The organism is Bacteroides sp. HF-162, from assembly GCF_015679285.1.
In the GTDB taxonomy this organism is placed as follows: domain Bacteria; phylum Bacteroidota; class Bacteroidia; order Bacteroidales; family Bacteroidaceae; genus Bacteroides; species Bacteroides uniformis.
In genome coordinates, this window is the sequence record NZ_CP064937.1 from 387,110 (window position 1) to 406,979 (window position 19,870).

The 19,870-nt window shown below is 49.2% G+C and carries 14 protein-coding genes; 9 read left to right on the top strand and 5 right to left on the bottom strand.

Annotated elements, in window-relative coordinates:
• Nucleotide 1 precedes the first annotated feature (1 nt).
• From ITJ87_RS01540 to ITJ87_RS01550, 3 genes are all read left to right on the top strand, one after another.
• On the top strand, nucleotides 2-2,017 hold the full coding sequence (locus ITJ87_RS01540) for a glycoside hydrolase family 97 protein (RefSeq protein ID WP_196096303.1): 2,016 nt from the start codon (nucleotides 2-4) through the stop codon (nucleotides 2,015-2,017).
• 191 nt (nucleotides 2,018-2,208) lie between these two features.
• The gene (locus ITJ87_RS01545; RefSeq protein WP_005834796.1) at nucleotides 2,209-2,847 is read left to right on the top strand and encodes a DUF4136 domain-containing protein; all 639 of its coding nucleotides are present in this window, start codon (nucleotides 2,209-2,211) and stop codon (nucleotides 2,845-2,847) included.
• Nucleotides 2,848-2,970: 123 nt separating this feature from the next.
• Nucleotides 2,971-3,600, top strand: coding sequence for an outer membrane beta-barrel protein (locus ITJ87_RS01550; RefSeq protein WP_005834794.1), 630 nt, complete (start codon nucleotides 2,971-2,973; stop codon nucleotides 3,598-3,600).
• 107 nt (nucleotides 3,601-3,707) lie between these two features.
• On the opposite strand, the gene ITJ87_RS01555 is transcribed toward ITJ87_RS01550, so the two are convergent.
• The 4 genes from ITJ87_RS01555 to ITJ87_RS01570 are packed head-to-tail and all read right to left on the bottom strand — an operon-like array spanning nucleotide 3,708 to nucleotide 11,499.
• Nucleotides 3,708-6,752, bottom strand: a complete 3,045-nt coding sequence (locus ITJ87_RS01555; protein WP_117966141.1) for a glycoside hydrolase family 3 N-terminal domain-containing protein — start codon at nucleotides 6,750-6,752, stop codon at nucleotides 3,708-3,710.
• Nucleotides 6,753-6,772: 20 nt separating this feature from the next.
• On the bottom strand, nucleotides 6,773-9,787 hold the full coding sequence (locus ITJ87_RS01560; RefSeq protein ID WP_117966138.1) for a glycoside hydrolase family 3 N-terminal domain-containing protein: 3,015 nt from the start codon (nucleotides 9,785-9,787) through the stop codon (nucleotides 6,773-6,775).
• A 1-nt stretch (nucleotide 9,788) separates the two neighbouring features.
• Nucleotides 9,789-10,706 (bottom strand): bifunctional UDP-sugar hydrolase/5'-nucleotidase, encoded by a 918-nt coding sequence (locus ITJ87_RS01565; protein WP_117966135.1) that lies wholly within the window; start codon nucleotides 10,704-10,706, stop codon nucleotides 9,789-9,791.
• 22 nt (nucleotides 10,707-10,728) lie between these two features.
• Nucleotides 10,729-11,499: a 5'-nucleotidase C-terminal domain-containing protein gene (locus ITJ87_RS01570; protein WP_117966171.1), complete on the bottom strand. Its 771-nt coding sequence runs from the start codon at nucleotides 11,497-11,499 to the stop codon at nucleotides 10,729-10,731.
• A gap of 259 nt (nucleotides 11,500-11,758) precedes the next feature.
• Here ITJ87_RS01570 and rplS point away from each other — a divergent pair, with 259 nt between their 5' ends.
• Complete coding sequence (gene rplS, locus ITJ87_RS01575) at nucleotides 11,759-12,112, top strand: 50S ribosomal protein L19 (protein ID WP_004292313.1); 354 nt, start codon at nucleotides 11,759-11,761, stop codon at nucleotides 12,110-12,112.
• A 755-nt stretch (nucleotides 12,113-12,867) separates the two neighbouring features.
• On the opposite strand, the gene ITJ87_RS01580 is transcribed toward rplS, so the two are convergent.
• On the bottom strand, nucleotides 12,868-13,848 hold the full coding sequence (locus tag ITJ87_RS01580) for an ROK family protein (RefSeq protein WP_117601221.1): 981 nt from the start codon (nucleotides 13,846-13,848) through the stop codon (nucleotides 12,868-12,870).
• Between the two features lie 177 nt (nucleotides 13,849-14,025).
• Between ITJ87_RS01580 and ITJ87_RS01585 the strand changes: the two genes are divergently transcribed.
• The 5 genes from ITJ87_RS01585 (at nucleotide 14,026) to ITJ87_RS01605 (ending at nucleotide 19,853) form a co-directional block, all read left to right on the top strand.
• Entirely contained in the window at nucleotides 14,026-14,742 is a 717-nt protein-coding gene (locus ITJ87_RS01585; protein ID WP_117601220.1) for an ABC transporter ATP-binding protein, read from the top strand.
• A 61-nt stretch (nucleotides 14,743-14,803) separates the two neighbouring features.
• Nucleotides 14,804-16,063 carry an ABC transporter permease gene (locus ITJ87_RS01590; RefSeq protein ID WP_117601219.1) on the top strand — a complete coding sequence of 420 codons (1,260 nt, stop codon included), beginning with the start codon at nucleotides 14,804-14,806 and terminating at the stop codon, nucleotides 16,061-16,063.
• Between the two features lie 5 nt (nucleotides 16,064-16,068).
• Nucleotides 16,069-17,310 (top strand): ABC transporter permease, encoded by a 1,242-nt coding sequence (locus tag ITJ87_RS01595; protein WP_117601218.1) that lies wholly within the window; start codon nucleotides 16,069-16,071, stop codon nucleotides 17,308-17,310.
• 80 nt (nucleotides 17,311-17,390) lie between these two features.
• Nucleotides 17,391-18,494, top strand: a complete 1,104-nt coding sequence (locus ITJ87_RS01600) for an efflux RND transporter periplasmic adaptor subunit (protein WP_117601217.1) — start codon at nucleotides 17,391-17,393, stop codon at nucleotides 18,492-18,494.
• Nucleotides 18,495-18,524: 30 nt separating this feature from the next.
• Nucleotides 18,525-19,853 (top strand): TolC family protein, encoded by a 1,329-nt coding sequence (locus tag ITJ87_RS01605; protein ID WP_117974640.1) that lies wholly within the window; start codon nucleotides 18,525-18,527, stop codon nucleotides 19,851-19,853.
• The last annotated feature ends 17 nt before the right edge of the window (nucleotides 19,854-19,870 follow it).

Here is a 19,870-nt window from a genome sequence, read left to right on the forward strand (position 1 = left end):
CATGAAAAGCCTCCTTATTCAAACCTTTTGTTTATTATTCCTTTGCTTGGGCACGGTCCGTGCACAGCAATACCAACTTGCATCACCCAACGGAAAACTATCCGTTACGGTAGATGCCGGAGAAGCCCTCACCTGGCAGATAGCACACGACGGCACCACAGTGCTGCAACCCTCTGCCATTGCCCTGCAAGGCAGAGATGAAAAATCAGCCAAGAAAGCAATAACTTTCGGTAAAAATGTAAAAGTAATCCGTGCAGAACGCAAGTCTGTGGAGTCCTCCTTCCCCACTCCCCTCTACAAAAAGGCAAGTGTGGAGGATGTCTACAACCAGTTGACACTGAAATGCCGCGGAGGCTACAGCGTACAGTTCCGCGCATACGATGACGGTGCTGCCTACCGCTTCATTTCCGAACAGAACAAGCCGTTTATCGTCCTCAACGAAACTGCGGACTTCAATTTCGACAAGGATTACCAGGCATTTGTACCTTACATAAACGACAACCGCAACGGTGAGCGCTATTGCTTCTCCTTCGAGTCTTACTACGACGAAGCCCCGTTGTCCAAAATGCACACCGACTCACTCTCCATCACCCCACTGATGGTTTGCCTGGACGGAGGAAAGAAAGCCGTTATCATGGAAGCCGGATTGGAAAACTATCCCGGCATGTTCCTCACTGTAAATCCTCAGACACGTCAAGGAGTGCAGGCAGCATTTGCCCCCTATCCGCTGGAAGAAATAATCGGCGGACACAACCGGCTGAACCTGATACCGACCAAGCGTGCAGACTACATCGCCCGTTGTGCCAAGCAGGAGCTCCCCTGGCGTGTGATACTCGTCACCGAAAAGGACACGCAGCTTGCCGACAACGACATGGCACAGTGTCTTGCCTCCGCCTGCCGCATCAAAGACATTTCCTGGATTAAACCCGGCAAAGTGGCTTGGGACTGGTGGAACACCTGCAACTTGACTGGAGTAGACTTCAAAGCCGGCATGAACACCCCGACTTATAAGGCATTCATCGACTTTGCCGCCGACAACAACCTGGAATATATCATCATCGATGACGGCTGGAGCGGAAACGAATCCTTATTGAAAGACCTGAATCCGGATATCGATTTAAAGGAACTGGTAGCCTACGGAAACCAGAAGGGCGTCGGCATCATTCTCTGGGCAAGCTGGCGAAATTCTGCCAAAGATACGGAAGCCGCATTCAGCCACTATGCACAGATGGGTATCAAAGGCTTCAAGATAGACTTCTTCGACCGTGACGACCAGCCACTAGTACAGTCCGTAGAACGCATTGTAGCCTGCGCCGCCGAGCACCGCCTGGTATTAGACCTGCATGGACTCAAGCCATACGGTATACAGCGCACCTATCCCAACGTCCTAAACTTTGAAGGTGTAAAGGGACTGGAGAACGCCAAATGGGAACCGATAGTGAACGGAGCCCCCCTCCACAACTTCCCGCGCTATGACGTGACTGCTCCCTACCTGCGCATGCTTATAGGTCCGATGGACTACACACCGGGAGCCATGATGAACGCAACCCGCGAAACCTTCCGTGCCGTCAACGACCATCCGATGAGCCAGGGTACACGCGTCCACCAGATGGCGATGTACACCCTCTTCGAAGCCCCGCTGCAAATGCTTGCCGACAGCCCCAGCAAATATATGAAGGAGCAGGAATGCACGGACTTCATTGCCAAAGTGCCTACCGTTTTCGACGAGACCGTGGCACTGGACGGTGAAGTAGGCGAATACCTTACACTGGCACGCCGCAAGGGAGACGTCTGGTATATCGCCTCCATGACCGACTGGACACCACGCGACTGTACCATCGACCTTTCCTTCCTTGGAGAAGGAAGTTACGAAGCCGAAATCTTTTCCGACGGCATCAATGCCGACCGGGAAGCAACCGACTACAAGAAAGAAGTACGCACCGTGACCTCGGGAGACAAGCTGAACATACACATGGCACCCGGAGGAGGATGGACAGCACGGATATGGAAAAGATGATAGGGTGATAAAGTAATGACATGATAAGTGCAATAGGGTGACAGTTACGTTAAAAGTGCTGTCACCCTATTCCTTTATCACTTTTAACATACCTCTACGTGAACCTTTTATATCCTATCTTGTTTTTTCTCACAAAAGCCTAAGGTACCATAGGGCAGGAATTTATATTAAACCTAAACAATTATAAAAGTATGAAGAAATTTATTCCCCTATTATTAGCGGTCTTTGCAGTGACGCTTGCATCTTGCGAAAAAGACCCTGACATGGATAAGCTGGACAATAATTATCTGGTTTATACCAACTATGACAAGAAGGCGGATTTCAAAACCTTCGAAACTTATTACTTGCCGGACAGCATTCTGGTCATCGGTGATAAGGAAAACGCCGAATACTGGAAAGATGAGAATGCCCAGGAAATTCTCAGCGCTTATGTTGCTAACATGAACAGCCGCGGCTACATCCGTGTGGATGACCGGGAAGAAGCCGACCTTGGCTTGCAGGTAAGCTATGTCAGAAGTACCTATTACTTCACCGACTACGGACGTCCCGAATGGTGGTGGAACTATCCAGGCTACTGGGATGCTCCTTACTGGGGCAACTGGGGCGGATGGTATTATCCCTATGCCGTGAACTATTCCTACAGTACCGGTTCCTTTATCAGCGAATTGTTGAATCTGGAGGCGCCGCAAGGCCAGAGCGAGAAACTTCCTGTTCTGTGGACCAGCTATATGAGCGGCTTGCTGAGTGGTTCTACTTCTGTCAATACCAAACTTGCCGTGCAAGGTGTGAACCAAGCTTTCACTCAATCAACTTACCTGACTAACAAGTAGTGACAAGCTACGAGCTATAAGTGACAAATGACGGGTTACCCAATATTAAGGTAACAAGAATAATACGGCAGCATCCTTTCCGGACTGAGAAGTTGCCATTGAACCAAAAAACAAGAACAAAGTATGAAAACAATAAAATATCTTTCCTTGAGAGTATTTGCGGTTGCCGCTCTTGCTCTCGTCTTCGCCCTACCGACGAAGGCACAGATGACCGATAACGGTTATGCCAATATCGACTGGCAATATAACTTTCCCCTCAGCAACAACTTCGCCGACAAATCAAGCGGCTGGGGTATGAATTTTGAAGGCGGTTACTTCCTGACAGACAATTTTGCATTGGGAGCTTTCTTGAACTACCATAGCAACCATGAGTATTTCGGTCGCCAGACACTTCCCGTAGGCGAAGGCGGCAGTCTGAATACCGACCAGCAGCACACTGCATTCCAGTTGCCTTTCGGTCTGGCCTCCCGCTATGTATGGAACCGTGGAGGTGCATTCCAGCCGTATGCCGGTGTAAAACTGGGTGCTGAATATGCACAGTTGAAGTCAACTTTCAACGTATTCGAAGCCAACAAAGATACATGGGGTTTCTATGTATCTCCTGAAATTGGTTTCAATGTGTATCCTTGGGCTTATGGACCGGGCTTGCATTTCGCAGCCTATTACAGCTACGGTACGAACAAAGGTGACCTCTTTACGTACAGCGTAGACGGTTTGAGCAATTTCGGTCTGCGCGTAGGTATTGCGTTCTGATAAGACACACACTTAAAGCTTAACAGATAGAATTTAATTGTTTCAAAATTGAAGAAGAAAAGAGCCTTTCCTGCGTGAGCAAGGGAGGCTCTTTTTAATTCTACCAGTTATTTTTTTCCTCCCAGCATCGCCTTATATACAGCTTCCTGAATCCTCGTCCTTATATCCAGCCTCATCAACTTGTTATTCCACACATCCGGATAGGTGCGGTTGCTCAAAAAGACATAAACCAAGCCGTTCTCCGGGTCTGTCCAGGCGCAAGTACCCGTGAAACCGGTATGACCATAGACAGAAGCAGGGGCAGACTCTGCGCAGGGACTCTTCTGGGGATTATGCCGGTCGGGCTTATCAAATCCCAGCCCCCGGCGGCTTATCCTTGAGACAGTGGTAGTAAATACCCTGCAGGTCTCCTTGCTCAAATAGCGTTTACCGTCCAGTTCACCCCCATTCAGCAACATCTGATAGACTTTTGCTACTTCTTCGGCAGTGGAGAACAGCCCGGCATTACCGGAAACGCCACCCTGAAAAGCTGCGGATTCATCATGTACAAATCCTTGCAAGGTAGTCTTACGCAAGAAAGGATCTGTTGATGAAGGTACAATATCTTCCTTCTTCAAGAAGCGCAGAGGAAGATACCCCGTACGCTCCAATCCCATCGGAGTATAGAATTCCTTGGCCAAATATTCGTCCATAGACATGCCGGTGCGCGCCTCGACCAACTGCTGCAACAAGATAAAGCCCACACAACTATAACGGTAACGTTTATCTCTAAGCGGAGTATCCACAATCTTCTGCAAGTACTCCTGCTTGAAAGAACGGTTCAGCCAAAGGCTGTCGGACACTTGCATCGTATATTCCGGTGTCTGCACCTTCAACGTCAGTCCCTGACGGAAGCGGAACTTAGGGTTCGCCCAAGTCTGCCGTCCGATGCGTGCGGAATGCCGGGCATCGGGACGTGCCTTGAACAAAGTGCCGGTATAGCTCTCTTCATCAATCGCTTCCTGATAGAATAGCAAGGTAGAAGGTAGACCGGATTCATGCATCAGCAGTTCGCGTACCGTAATATTCTTCTTGTCCGTATCCTGTAGGAAAGGCAGATAATCCGACACCCGGTCTGTAAGATTGAGGCGTCCGCCATCGTACAACTTCATCACAGCAAGCAGCGTGGCTGTGGTCTTTGTCAGCGAAGCGATGTCGTATACATCCGTCTTCTTTACGGGAAGCGCCTTGCTTCCGGCCTCGTTCCAGACGTGGGTACCGAAAGCTTTATTATACATCTCCCTGCCATCCTTCAGCACCACCACCTGGCAACCGGGGTAAGCCCCTTCACGAATGCCTTCTTCAGCTATCTTGTCTATTTCAGCCAGCAGACGGGAATTCATACCATGCTCTTCGGGTACAAAGCGGGGGGTACTTTGAGGAGTCAGCGTCACTCCCGCACCGGCAGCAAACCGACTACCGATACTGGCAGACAAGCGTCCCTCTGAACAAGCGCTGCCATAAACAATCCGGGCAACCTGCCGCTGTACCTCCTCGTTGGAGGAGTGTGCCAAAATCACCGCTTCAGCAGCAGCGTCCCCTTGTTTTATCTGCAATACCTGCTTGCCAGGAATAAAGAACAGATAAACCACCGGTACGTCAGGAGCGAACTTTGCAAAGAAATTCTGATAGGGCGTCAAACGGTGTTCGGTGACACAGACCAGAATACGTTTGTACTTGGCCAGCGCATTCCTCAAACGGTTCCCGTCAGCCTCCGGCAGATTCTTGCCCAAATGGAACTCCACAGGACGGGTATACTGCGACAGTTCTTTGAGGAACGGCCGGATTTCCTGCGCTTCTCCCACATTGAGCACGGCAACTTCACCGATGGAAGGGTCCAGCGGAAGTACCTCGTCCCGGTTATCCAGCACAGTGATGGCCGCCAAGTTCAGCCGGCACATCAAATCACGCGTTTTCGGAGTATTGATGCGGGCCCCCAAACCTGAAAGCTGTACATGGGGTTTCTTTTTCAACCCAAGGGCATATTTATATTTCAGTACTTTACGGCATTTCGCCTCTATCTCTTTCTCTGTCAGCTCCCCTTTTTTCACAGCGACAAGCACAGCCTCCACTTCTTCCTTTATACGTCGGGGGACAAGCAGCAAATCATTGCCAGCCTTCAGCGCCTGCAAACAGATGCTTTCATTGCCCGATACCCCTTTCATGGCAAGGGCATCCGTAAAGACAAGCCCCTGAAAGCCGAGGTCATTCACCAACAGACCGGAAACTACCTTACGCGAAAGCGAAGACGGGAGCCCCTTTTGCGGCTCTATGGTAGGCACCTCCAAGTGCCCCACCATCATTCCTCCCAATCCGGCACGAATGGCTTTTCTGAAAGGATAAAGCTCTATGCTGTCCAGACGGGCACGGGTAAAAGGCAGCACGGGCAACGCCTTATGAGAATCCACATCCGTATCCCCATGCCCCGGAAAGTGCTTGCTGACAGAAAGTACACCACCATCCTCCAACCCTTTGGAGTAGGCAACAACCTTGTTCGCCACATTGAACGGACTTTCACCGAAGGAACGGGTATTGATAACCGGATTCTTGGGATTGATATTCACATCCGCTACAGGAGCAAAATTCACTTGCACCCCCAGTTCACGGCATTGGCGGGCCACTTCGCGCCCATATTCATAAATCAGTGTATCGTTCTGTATGCAGCCCAGCACCATGTTTCGCGGAAAGTTCGGAGTACCGCGGAGGCGCATAGCCAGTCCCCATTCACCGTCAAAGGTAATCATCAGCGGAACTTCCGCCATCCGCTGCGCCTCATTGGTCAACATCACCTGGTTCTGCATCAATCCGCCGGAAAATAACAGACCGCCTACCTTATAGTCCTCCACCACCTTACGCAGCAGTTCCTTGTTGGCCTTGTCCTGCTGGGGGGCAATCGTATAGATGAACAGTTGTCCGATGCGTTCTTTCAGAGTCAGACGCTGCATGACGGAATCCACCCACTGCCTGCACCGCACGTCACTGTTCAAGAGACGTACAAGCGAAGGATCGTTCGGCGGCACCGGAGTAAACGGCATCGGGCCAAGCTGCGCTTTCAGAAGCGGACAAAGACAACACAATATAGTGATATAGGCAAGCAGGTATATTCTCTTCATTCCTTATAGATAGATTGTTTTTAGGGGATTTGCGGAATAATACTTTTATAAATCAATTCCTGGATATCTCTTCTTATATTCATGTCACCCAGTTTCGTGTTCCATACATTGGGGCACAAGCGGTTACTGAGGAATACATACACTGTCTTGTTTTCCGGGTCCACCCAAGCACAAGTACCGGTAAATCCGGTATGTCCATATACCGCTTCCGGAGCGGAAGGAGCACAAGGGCTGCGCTTCACAATGGATACATCCGGCTTGTCGAATCCCAGACCGCGACGGCTGATGGCAGATTTCTCCGTCGTAAACAAACGGCAGGTTGCCTCACTCAAGAAACGCTTGCCATTGAATTCACCGCCGTTCAGCAACATTTGATAAACCTTTGCCACCTCTTCGGCCGTAGAGAAAAGTCCTGCATTACCGGACACCCCACCCATGCAGGCAGCAGTCTCGTCATGCACATATCCGCATATATCCTGGCGACGCAGGAAGTCATTGGATGCCGTGGGCATGATTTCCGCTTTGGTGAACTTCGTCAAAGGCAGAAACATAGTACGTTGCAATCCCATCGGGGCATAGAACTCACGGGCAAGGTACAAATCCATCGGCAGCTCCGTCACCTTCTCCACTACCTGCTGCAACAGCACGAAGCCGAGGTCGCTGTAAACATAACGTTTGCCGTCCAGCTCGCACTTGGCTATTCGCTGAAGGATGGAATTTTTGAAACTCTTGTTCAGCCACATGCCATCTGCCATGTGCAGGGCATGGACCGGTGTGTTCTTGTCGGACACCATCCCTTTGCGGAACTTGAAGTCGGAACAGTAATAGCTATGCTCGCTTACCTGCGTACGATGCCACTCGTCCACCCAACTCTGGGAGTACGGGCCGTGCACCGAATTCGGGTCTATGATGTCCAGGTAGAAACGGATATAGGGAGGAAGCCCCGATTCGTGGAACAAAAGTTCGCGGATAGTAATGTTCCGCTTGTTGCCATTGCGCAAGAAGGGCAGATAAGCGGAAACCTTGTCATCCAGTTTTATCTTGCCCTCATCATACAGTTTCATGACGGCAAGCAACGTAGCCGTAGTCTTGGTCAGCGAAGCCAAATCAAAAAGGTCCGAAGAACGGACAGTAGTGGTATCCTTATCAGAGTGGGTTCCGAAGCCTTTGTCATATACCGGCAGTCCGTCTTTCCACACCAGCACGCGGCAACCGGGATAAGCTCCCGCTTCCAGTCCCTTTCGGGCAACGGCATCGATACTTTGCAGCACATACGACTTCATGCCGTAATCTTCCGGAACAGTCTTCCCCGGTTTCATGCCCGGCTCAATCATACAACCCGTTCCCGCTGGAAACAGTTTACCGATACTCATCGACATTCTGCCACTGGCCGGCTTTTTGGCAAAAAGAACATCAGCCACGTATTGCTGCAAATCCGTCTCTGCCGAATGTGCCAGCACCACAGCGCTGGATTTGGCAAGTGCGGGCACCAGAGGTTGCAATGTACGGTAAGAGGTAAAAAAAGTATAGACCAGCGGAGCACGCAGGTTCAAGCCTTCCAGAAAGGCCACATCACGGTCGCTGACATAAGCCGAACCGGTGATACTGATAACCACGCGACGGAAAGCAGCCAACTGCCCCTGCACTTCCTGCCAGAGAGCCTCATCGGCATTCCAAGGCAAGTGGAAATGGCTGATGCCTGCATTCTTTTTCATAGCTTCCACAAAGGGAGCATCCGCCTCCTCCTCTCCGATGCTGAGCACGGCAATATCACCTTCCACCGGTGCCAGCGGGAGGACATCGAAATAATTGTTCAATACAGTCACTGCCGAACGGCGCAACTTGGCAGCCAACGCCTGCGCTTCCTCCGTATTGATGCGATAGCTCATTCCGCTGACCCGAAGTTGCGGCTGGCGGTTTCTCAAGCCAAGCATATACTTGTACATCAATACCTTGCGGCACTTGGCATCAAGTTCGTCCTTACTCAGTTGTCCCGACTCCACTGCATCTACCAGCTCCTGCACCGCATTCTTCGTATTGAACTGTACCAGCACCATATCATTTCCCGCCAGCAGTGCTTTGGTAGTTACCTGCGGAATGGCAGACACACCCTTCATGTCCAAGGCATCGGTAAACACCAGCCCTTTAAAGCCGAGTTCATCCTTCAACAACCCGGCCACCACATTCCGCGACAAGGAAGAAGGAGTCACCCCGTCCGGGTCCAGCGCCTGCACTTGCAGATGGCCTACCATGACACCCCCCAATCCGGCACGTACCATTTCCTTGAAGGGATAAAGTTCCACACTGTCCAGGCGTACACGGTCGTAGTGCAAGGCGGGAAGCGCCTTATGAGAATCCACATCCGTGTCGCCATGCCCGGGGAAATGCTTGCAAACGGAAAGTATGCCCCCGCTTTCGAGCCCACGGCCGTATGCCACCACCTTTTCCGCCACCCGCTGCGGGTTCTCGCCAAAGGAGCGTACGTGTATCACCGGGTTCAGCGGATTCGTATTGACATCCGCATCGGGTGCAAAATTGACGTGTACCCCCAATTCGCGGAACTGGCGGGCCACCTCACGTCCATATTCTTCAATCAGGCCATTATCCTCGATACATCCCAAGGCAGCATTGCGGGGATAGTCCGGAGCGCCTTTCAGCCTCATTGACAGTCCCCACTCTCCATCGAAAGTAACCATAACGGGAATCTTGGCATCCTTCCGGGCCATATTGGTCAAGATAGCCTGCTCTTCCGGAGTACCTTCGGAAAACAGCAAGCCACCGACCTTGTATTTCTTTACCAGCTCGCGCATCTGCTTTTTCGTGGCCTTGTCTGCTCTGGCCGGAATGGTGGCAACGATGAGCTGCCCCACTTTTTCGTGTACATTCAGGCCTGACAACACGGAGTCCACCCATTGCCGACACCAGTTGTCTGCAGCCGAAGGAAGAAACGGGCCTCCGGTCTGGGCGTGAAGTGAAGATAATCCCAATATAAACAATCCTGCAACCCATAAAAGGAGGGTGAGTCTTTTCATCATGCTATTTTTCAGTTAAAGTAAGTACCATTTCTCCTACGTAGATGCCACTCTTTCCGGTGTGCAGCACGGGAACGCTCTTGCCGTCCGCATTCAGATAAACGGCAGGCTTTTCCATAAAAGTATGCGAATGTCCGCCCAAAATGACATCAATGCCACGCGTCTTACCTACCAGGTTCTCGTCGGAAGCGCCTTCGGGATTTGCACTGCGGATACCCAAATGGGACATGCAAATCACGACCTCGCAATTCTCCTTCTCCCTGAGAAGGTCTGTCATTTCCTGGGCCACCTTTATCGGGTCGTTGTAGACAATGCCTACGCATTTATCCGCCTGCACCAGCCCTTCCATCTTGGGGGCCAGGCCGAAGATTCCGATTTTCACCCCTTCGCGCACCAAGGTGATATAAGGCTTCACCAGCCCTTCGAGTACCGTACCCGTCACGTCATAATTGGAACAGACTACGGGAAAATCCGCCATACGGAACAATTCCGCCATATTCTCAAGTCCGAAATCAAATTCATGATTACCTATCGTCATGGCATCATAACCCATGAGGTTCATCATCTTGACCTCCAGCTCGCCTTTGAAAAAGTTGTAATAAGGGGTGCCTTGCGAGATGTCTCCGCAATCCAGCAGCAGCATATCCGGATGCTTGCCGCGAAACTGCTTTACAAAACCGGCACGGCGCACCACACCGCCCATCCCGGCATACTCGTCGGCAGCCTCGGCGCTGATGGGTTCTATACGGCTGTGCATATCGCTGGTGTGCAGGATAAACAGTTGTTTTCCAGATTGACCGGACGATACAGAGTCGGCAGACACCAGACAAAGGGGTTCTTCAGTAATGATACGCCCCTCTTGTTGTGCCGATGCGGGGAGCATGAAAAGCAGCAGGGCTGCCAAGGAATATATATGTTTCATAGAACTTCTGTTTTTTTAATGCTTACTCTTTAATGACCACTCTTCCCTCCATGCGCGAAGTCACCTTCTTGCCGGCTACCGTCTGCTTCTCCACATACTTCATGAACAGACCGCGCAGTGTAGCCCCATCCGGGCACTCCCTTTTATCCGCCTGCAGGAAAGCCGTCATTCCATCATTTCCATCAGCCAGATAATCAATCGTGGCAACCGTATAGTCACGGTCATCCTCCACCGGCTTGCCGGCAATGGAAGCCTGGAGCAGCTTGCCATCCTTGCTGATTTCCAACTGTATACCACTCACCCCTTCACCAAGTCTCACCGCAATGTTTTCAAACAAGTGCTTCATGGCAGAGCCTTTCATCGTCAGCACACAGAGCGAATTCTCAAAAGGCAATATCTCATAGATGTTTTCGGTAGTGATGTCTCCTTCCGTCAGGGAATTCCGGATTCCACCGATATTGATTAGCCCCATATCGGCCGGTTTGCCCAACACTTCCACCGCAGCCTCACGCAGCACGTCTGCAATCAGATTGGATAAAAGGCTTTCGGGCCGGAATCTGTCCATCGACATCTCTGCGGTTCCCACCACATGATACATAACGCTGTCCATCCGGGCCTTGTAAGGCGCCAGCAAAGCCACGGCTTCGGCATCCGGCTCGGCGTCCCAAACAGAGTTCATGGGAATTCTGCCTCCCTCTACCTTGGTTACTTCGTAGGAAGAATGGCAGGAAACCAATAGAAGCGCAACCGCCAACACTGCCCCCGAAAGGAGACTGAAAGTTTGTTTCTTCATATTCATTTAGTTTTAAATTGCTACAAATATACTTTTCTTTTGCGACTGAGCCACACAATTAACCGATTATTTGGACTTGCGTTTAGCAGAATGAAATGCTCAAAAATCATCCCAACTGGCGAAAAAAAACTTGAAGCACTTGTGTATCTGGCAAATAATTCGTTCCTTTGCACCGCTTTCGCGCAATCGCTGTCAGGACACCAAGAGAGAAGCCTGGTATGTTGCGTTGTAACGATGAAACAATTTAATAATAAAAACAATGGATTTAATTAAAATTGCAGAAGAAGCATTTGCTACCGGAAAACAGCACCCGAGCTTCAAGGCAGGTGACACTGTAACAGTAGCATATCGTATTGTCGAGGGTAACAAGGAACGTGTACAGCTGTACCGTGGTGTTGTTATCAAGATTGCCGGACATGGAGACAAGAAACGTTTTACAGTACGTAAGATGTCAGGAACCATAGGCGTAGAACGTATTTTCCCGATTGAATCACCGGCTATCGACAGCATCGAAGTGAACAAAGTGGGTAAAGTTCGTCGCGCTAAACTGTACTACCTGCGCGCTCTTACCGGTAAGAAAGCAAGAATCAAAGAAAAAAGAGTTAACGGTTAATTCCAGACTCCTATTTCGAAATAAAAAAGGGAAGTTGACAATGTCAGTTTCCCTTTTTTAGTAATATACACAGTATGCATACACCATGCAATACTCTACTCCTACGACCTCATTCCAAACACTGTAAGCCTGCGCTCCTTTCCTTTCACATAAGCCTTTCTTCTTGCTGATACGTTAGTTTATCAGCGCCCAACGGCCGTAAGGCGCTCTGCTAACGACCGTCAACAAAGCGCTTTATGGCCGTTAGACGAGCGCCTCACGGCCGTTAAACAGCTGTCATAGGCATAGCTTTTCCATACTGAATACCTATCTTATCCATACCGAATGCCTGGCTTCCACCTATTATCGCACGGGCTTTTACAAAGTTAATACCGTGTTTGCAGGAAACCAATAGCTTGTTTACACGATATTGGCAAATTGCTCCATATCCTATTAATTTATTGTACTACAATATATTAATAGATTATTTGGTGTAAATTTAAGGTGGAAGCAACTTTTGCTTCCACCTTTTCAAGTTGCTTCCACAGCATCCGCAACCCCGATGAATAAAGGGATACAGAGAATGGGTGGAAGTGTGGAAGCAACTTGTGACATAACTTTATTGCTGAGGAATATGTGCCACTAAAGAAAAAAGGTGTGTCGAAACTCTCCTAAACTAAAAATCACCCTCGCCACAGGTAGTTGTAGCGAGGGTGATTTCGAGAAAAGGGGAGTTTTGACACATCCCCCTCCTTTATCAGTTTCCCTGATATCGATTACTTGGTATCTCTCAGCTCCCAGCCCAATGCACTGGCACCCAGCACAGCGGCATCAGAGTCCTTCAACTCGGAAGCCAGCAACTTAGTCTTGCCTTTGTAGATATTCAATACATTGTCATCAATGGCTTTCTGGATAGGCTTGAAGATATAGTCGCCCGCTTTTGCCAGACCACCGAACAGTACGATAGCTTCCGGGCTGGAGAAAGCAATGAAATCGGCCAAAGCCTCACCCAAGATAGTTCCGGTAAACTCAAAAATGTCTTGAGCAATCTTGTCGCCCTTCACAGCTGCATCATACACATCCTTGGAAGTAATGTTTTCTGCTGGAATGTCGCGCAACAAGCTTGGCTCGGTACTCTTGGTCAGGAACTCACGGGCAGAACGTGCCACACCCGTAGCCGAGCAGTAAGTTTCCAGACAACCGTGACGTCCGCATCCGCAGAGACGACCGTTTTCACGACGGATAATAGTATGTCCCAACTCTCCGGCAAAACCGTCATGGCCATATACCATCTGACCGTTAATAACGATACCGCTACCTACACCGGTGCCCAGCGTAATCATGATAAAGTCTTTCATACCGCGAGCCGCACCGTAAGTCATTTCACCGATACCGGCAGCATTGGCGTCGTTTGTCAAAGCGGTAGGAATACCCAAACGCTCCTCAAACATGGCAGCCAAAGGAATTACGCCCTTCCAAGGAAGATTCGGGGCAAACTCAATGGTACCGCTGTAATAGTTTCCGTTAGGAGCGCCGATACCGATACCTTTTATCTTGTCTACACCGCCATTGGCAATAATGAGCGGCAACAGATTCTTGCAAACTTCGTCTACATAATCATTGACGTCTTCATAAGCTCCGGTTTTGATGGAACTGCTTGCAATAATAGTTCCGCGTGCGTCTACAATACCAAAGACGGTGTTCGTTCCGCCTATGTCAATGCCCACTACATAGGGCTTTTCCATGTTTGAATTCATGATACTACGTTTGTTTAAAGGGTTAGTTAATCATATTCATGGTTACAAAAATCACAAAGAAAAACGACACTGCAAAATCTTTTTTTAAAAAAGTTTGCAACTTTTGCAACTTTTCGTAGCATAGCTGCGTCTAATAGTGAAAATTAATAAGAGTAAAGCAAAAAAACAGGGAAAACAGTGATACAACTAAAAGACATTAACAAGACCTATTACAACGGAGCACCACTGCACGTGCTCAAAGGCATCAACCTCGACATTCAGAAGGGTGAATTTGTTTCCATCATGGGCTCATCGGGTTCGGGAAAGTCCACTTTACTCAATATACTGGGCATTCTGGATAATTATGACACCGGAGAATACTATCTGAACGGTACTCTTATCAAAAATCTCAGCGAGACGAAGGCTGCCGAGTACCGCAACCGCATGATTGGCTTCATCTTCCAGTCCTTCAATCTGATTTCATTCAAGAACGCAGTAGAAAATGTGGCACTTCCCCTCTTTTATCAAGGAGTGAGCCGACGGAAACGCAATGCGATGGCATTGGAGTACCTCGACCGCCTGGGCTTAAAAGACTGGGCACACCACATGCCCAACGAAATGTCCGGCGGACAGAAACAGCGTGTAGCCATCGCCCGCGCCCTCATCACCCAGCCGCAGATTATCCTTGCCGACGAACCTACCGGCGCGCTCGACAGCAAGACTTCCGTAGAGGTGATGCAGATTCTGAAGGAACTGCACGATACGGGCATGACTATCGTAGTCGTGACCCACGAAAGCGGCGTTGCCAACCAGACGGACAAGATTATCCACATCAAAGACGGCGTCATAGGCAGCATCGAAACAAACTTGAATCACGATGCAAGCCCGTTCGGAAAAGACGGGTTCATGAAATAATGAAGGAAGAGCCCTCTTTCCCTTCTTTCTTTAATTTTTAATTCTTAATCTTTAATTATCAATGATAGACCTTTGGCAAGAAATATACGGAACCATCAAACGTAACAAGCTGCGTACGTTCCTGACGGGCTTTGCCGTAGCATGGGGCATCTTCATGCTCATCGTATTGCTCGGAGCCGGGAACGGCATCATACATGCTTTCGAACAGAATGCGTCGGAACGTGCCTTGAACTCCATCCGCATTTTTCCCGGCTGGACTACCAAATCATACGACGGTCTGAAGGAAGGACGTTTCATCCAACTGGACAATCGGGACATGGACGACACGGAAAAGCAATTTACAGAAAATGTCATTAGTGCCGGTGCCACAGTACGCCAGAGCAATGTAAACGTCAGTTTTGGACAAGAATATATCAATATCTCCCTGCTGGGCGTATACCCTAACTACACAGAAGTGGAAACCGTGAAGACGGCAGACGGACGTTTCATCAACCACAGCGATCTGAAAGACCGGCGTAAAGTAATCATCCTCCATAAGAAATCCGCAGATATCCTCTTCGGCAAAACACATACCGAACCTATCGGACAATTTGTCAATGCAGGTGGAGTGGCCTATCAGGTAGTGGGGCTCTACAATGACCAGGGAGACCGCGAGGCAAACGAGGCCTACATTCCTTTCTCCACCTTACAGACCATCTACAATAAAGGAGACAAGTTGAATAACATCATCTTCACGACCAAGAACCTGAGCAGTATAGAAAGCAATGAGGCCTTTGAAAAAGAATACCGTAAAGCCATTGCCACCAACCATCGCTTCGACCCTACCGACGACAGCGCCATCTGGATATGGAACCGTTTCACCAACTATCTGCAAGCCCAAAACGCAATGGGTATTCTACGCACCGCCATCTGGGTTATCGGTATCTTTACCTTGTTGAGCGGTATTGTCGGTGTATCGAATATCATGCTGATTACCGTTAAAGAACGTACCCGTGAATTCGGTATCCGCAAGGCACTGGGAGCAAAGCCCTTCTCCATCCTTTGGCTGATTATTGTGGAAAGCGTGACTATCACTACGCTATTCGGTTATATCGGTATGGTGGCAGGCATCGGGGTGACGGAATGGATGAACTCTGCTTTCGGTAACCAGACGATGGATGCCGGCATGTTCCAGCAGACCATGTTCTCCGATCCCACCGTAGACCTCAGCATTGCCGTCCAAGCCACACTGACCCTCATCATAGCAGGTACACTTGCCGGATTCTTCCCGGCAAAGAAAGCCGTGAGTATCAGTCCTATCGAAGCACTTAGAGCAGATTAAAGATTATGAAAATAGACATAGATACATGTGAGGAAATCCTCATCACAATAACAAGAAACAAGACAAGAAGCCTGCTGACTGCATTCGGTGTATTCTGGGGCATCTTTATGCTGGTAGCACTCATCGGTGGCGGACAAGGCATGCAGGAAGAACTGAAATCCCAGTTCGAAGGATTTGCGACCAACTCGGGCTTTATCGCCGCACAAAAGACAAGCGAAGCCTACAAGGGATTCCGCAAGGGACGCTGGTGGGACTTGGAGATGGAAGATGTGGACCGTGTGCGCAGTGTGGACGGCATCGCACTCGCCACGCCTTCATTTGCCCTTTGGGGACAGACCGCTGTCTATGGAGAAAACAAATATGAATGTAGTGTAAAGGGGCTGTACCCGGAGTATGAGCAGATAGAACATCAGGAAATGACTTACGGCCGTTTTATCAACGACGTCGACATCAAAGAGTCACGTAAAGTGTGTGTTATCGGCAAACGTGTATACGAAAGTCTCTTTAAACCGGGAGAAGACCCCTGCGGCAAATACGTTCGGGTGAACGGAATCTATTACCGGATTATCGGAATGTGTTCATCCGAAGGCAATGTCAACATACAAGGACAAGCCTCCGAAGCCATTGTATTGCCTTTCTCCACCATGCAGCAGACCTACAACCTCGGAAAGAAACTGGATGTGGTATGTTTCATCATGAAACCGGGAATAAAAGTAAAAGACGTACAGCCCGAAGTGGAACGCCTCGTAAAAGCAGCGCATTACATTGCTCCCGATGACAAACAAGCCGTCATGTTCCTGAATGCGGAAGCTATGTTCTCTATGATGGACAACCTGATGACCGGAGTACACTTTCTTATTTGGATGGTAGGTCTGGGTACATTGTTCGCCGGAGCCATCGGCGTATCGAATATCATGATGGTAACCGTCAAGGAGCGTACTACGGAAATAGGCATACGGCGTGCCATCGGTGCCCGTCCTAAAGACATCCTGCAACAAATTCTTTCGGAAAGCATGGTACTGACCACTATAGCGGGTATGGCAGGCATTTCTTTTGCCGTATTTGTACTGCAAATACTTGAAAAGGCTGCCAACGACCCTGGAGTTATCAAAACCCACTACCAGGTTTCATTCGGACTGGCTATCGGAACTTGCATCCTCCTCATCGCATTGGGAGTGCTTGCCGGACTGGCACCTGCCTATCGCGCCATGGCAATCAAACCAATTGAAGCAATCAGGGATGAATAAACCTATAAAAGATTATCAACCGTAAACCATGAAACAATGGTTACTATATCAATAGTAAATAATTAAATCATAAATATAAGATGAGAACTAAAAAGTATCTGAAAATTGCATTATTGGTAGTAATAGCTGCCTTGTTTATCTGGACATTTATATTCCTATATCAGAAGTCCCAACCTAAAGTAAAGGTATACGAAACAGTAGTTCCGGAAGTGACAGACCTCGAAAAGACCACCGTAGCCACCGGCAAAGTGGAACCAAGAGACGAAGTACTCATTAAACCGCAGATTTCCGGTATCATATCTGAAGTGTACAAGGAGGCCGGACAAAGCATAAAACAAGGCGAAGTGATTGCCAAAGTGAAGGTTATTCCAGAACTAGGCACATTAAACTCAGCCGAAAGCCGCGTACGGTTGGCGGAAATCAACGCTGCCCAAGCCGAAACAGACTTCGCACGTACCCAGAAGTTGTACAACGACAAGCTTATCAGCGCTGAAGAGTATGAAAAAGGAGAGGTAAGTGTAAAGCAAGCACGCGAGGAACTGCAGACTGCAAAAGACAACTTGGAAATTGTAAAGGAAGGCATCACCAAGAACAGCGCCTCTTTCAGTAGTACGCTGATTCGTTCCACCATTACCGGTCTGATTCTGGATGTGCCCATCAAAGTCGGTAACTCGGTTATCATGAGTAACACCTTCAATGACGGAACCACTATCGCTACCGTTGCTAACATGAACGATTTGATTTTCCGCGGCAACATTGACGAAACGGAAGTGGGCCGTGTACACGAAGGTATGCCGGTGAAACTGACAATCGGCGCCCTGCAGAATCTTTCGTTCGATGCCACACTGGAATACATATCTCCGAAGGGTGTGGAAGAAAACGGTGCCAACCAGTTTGAAATCAAAGCTGCCATTGCCGCACCGGACAGCGTACAGATACGTTCCGGCTATTCTGCCAACGCAGAAATCGTATTGGACCGTGCCCAAAAAACGCTTGCTGTTCCGGAAAGTACTGTTGAATTCAATGGGGACAGTACCTTTGTATATGTAATGACGGACAGCGTACCGGTACAAAAGTTCGAACGCCGTCCCATACAGGTCGGCATGAGCGACGGCATAAAGATTGCCATCAAAAGCGGCATCAGTGCCCAGGATAAGCTTCGCGGTGCAGAGAAAAAGGATTAACAAACGGAATAGCTTAAAAAGATATACGACATGAATAAAAAGATATTCTTATACCTCGCCATATTCGGCAGTATCTCAGTGCAGGCGCAGGAACGCTGGTCTTTGCGCCAATGCATAGACTATGCCATCGAGCATAACATCAGTATCCGCCAAACAGCCAACGCTGCCGAACAGAGTGCTGTCGAGGTAAATACAGCCAAATGGGCACGACTGCCGAACCTGAATGCCAGTGCCGGCCAGAGCTGGAACTGGGGACGTACGCAAACAGCCATCAAGAACGAGGATACGGGAGACTACTCCACTGTATACGTCAACACCAGCAGTCACGGAACCAACATGTCCGTCAATACCAGCATACCTATTTTTACCGGTCTGGAAATTCCCCACCAGTATGCATTGGCCAAACTGAACCTCAAAGCTGCCATTGCCGACCTGGACAAAGCCAAGGAAGATATTGCCATCAATATAGCTTCGACCTACCTGCAAGTGCTGTTCAATGAAGAGCTCCACCAGGTGGCGCTGGGACAAGTACAACTGAGTAAAGAGCAATATGTCCGTATCAGCCGGCTAGCAGAACTGGGCAAGGCTTCTCCGGCAGAACTGGCAGAAGCCAAAGCACGTGTGGCACAAGACGAGATGAATGTGGTACAGACGAACAATAATTATAAGTTGGCTCTGCTCGACCTCAGCCAGCTTATCGAGCTGGAAACACCTGAAGGGTTCAGTCTGGAATCTCCGGCAGTCAATCTGGAGCTGGTTCCTCTCACTCCTCCGGATGAAATATTCCAAACAGCTATGGTAAGCAAAGCCTCCATTCAGGCGGCACAGTTCCGTCTGGAAGGCAGCAAGCATAGCATCCGCATTGCCCAGAGCAACTACTACCCACAACTGAGCTTGAACGGTAGTCTCGGTACAAATTACTATTCTACCATTGACCGCACCTTCAGCCAGCAGATGAACGATAACTTCAACAAATATGTAGGCTTCAACCTCAGCGTACCTATTTTCAACCGCCTCTCTACCCGTAACCGGGTGCGCACGGCACGCCTGCAACGTGAAAACTATGCCTTGCAACTGGATAATGCCAAAAAGACACTTTACAAGGAAATCCAGCAAGCATGGTACAACGCCGCCGCTGCCGAAAGCAAATATACCAGCAGCCATACAGCCACCGTTGCCAGCGAAGAATCTTTCAAGCTGATGAGCGAGAAATATGAAAATGGTAAAGCAAATGCCGTGGAATACAATGAAGCAAAACAAAACCTTATGAAATCCCAATCAGACGAACTGCAGGCCAAGTATGACTATCTGTTCCGTACCAAGATTCTGGATTTCTATAAAGGAGAACCGATTGAGTAAAAAACGAAGTATAATTT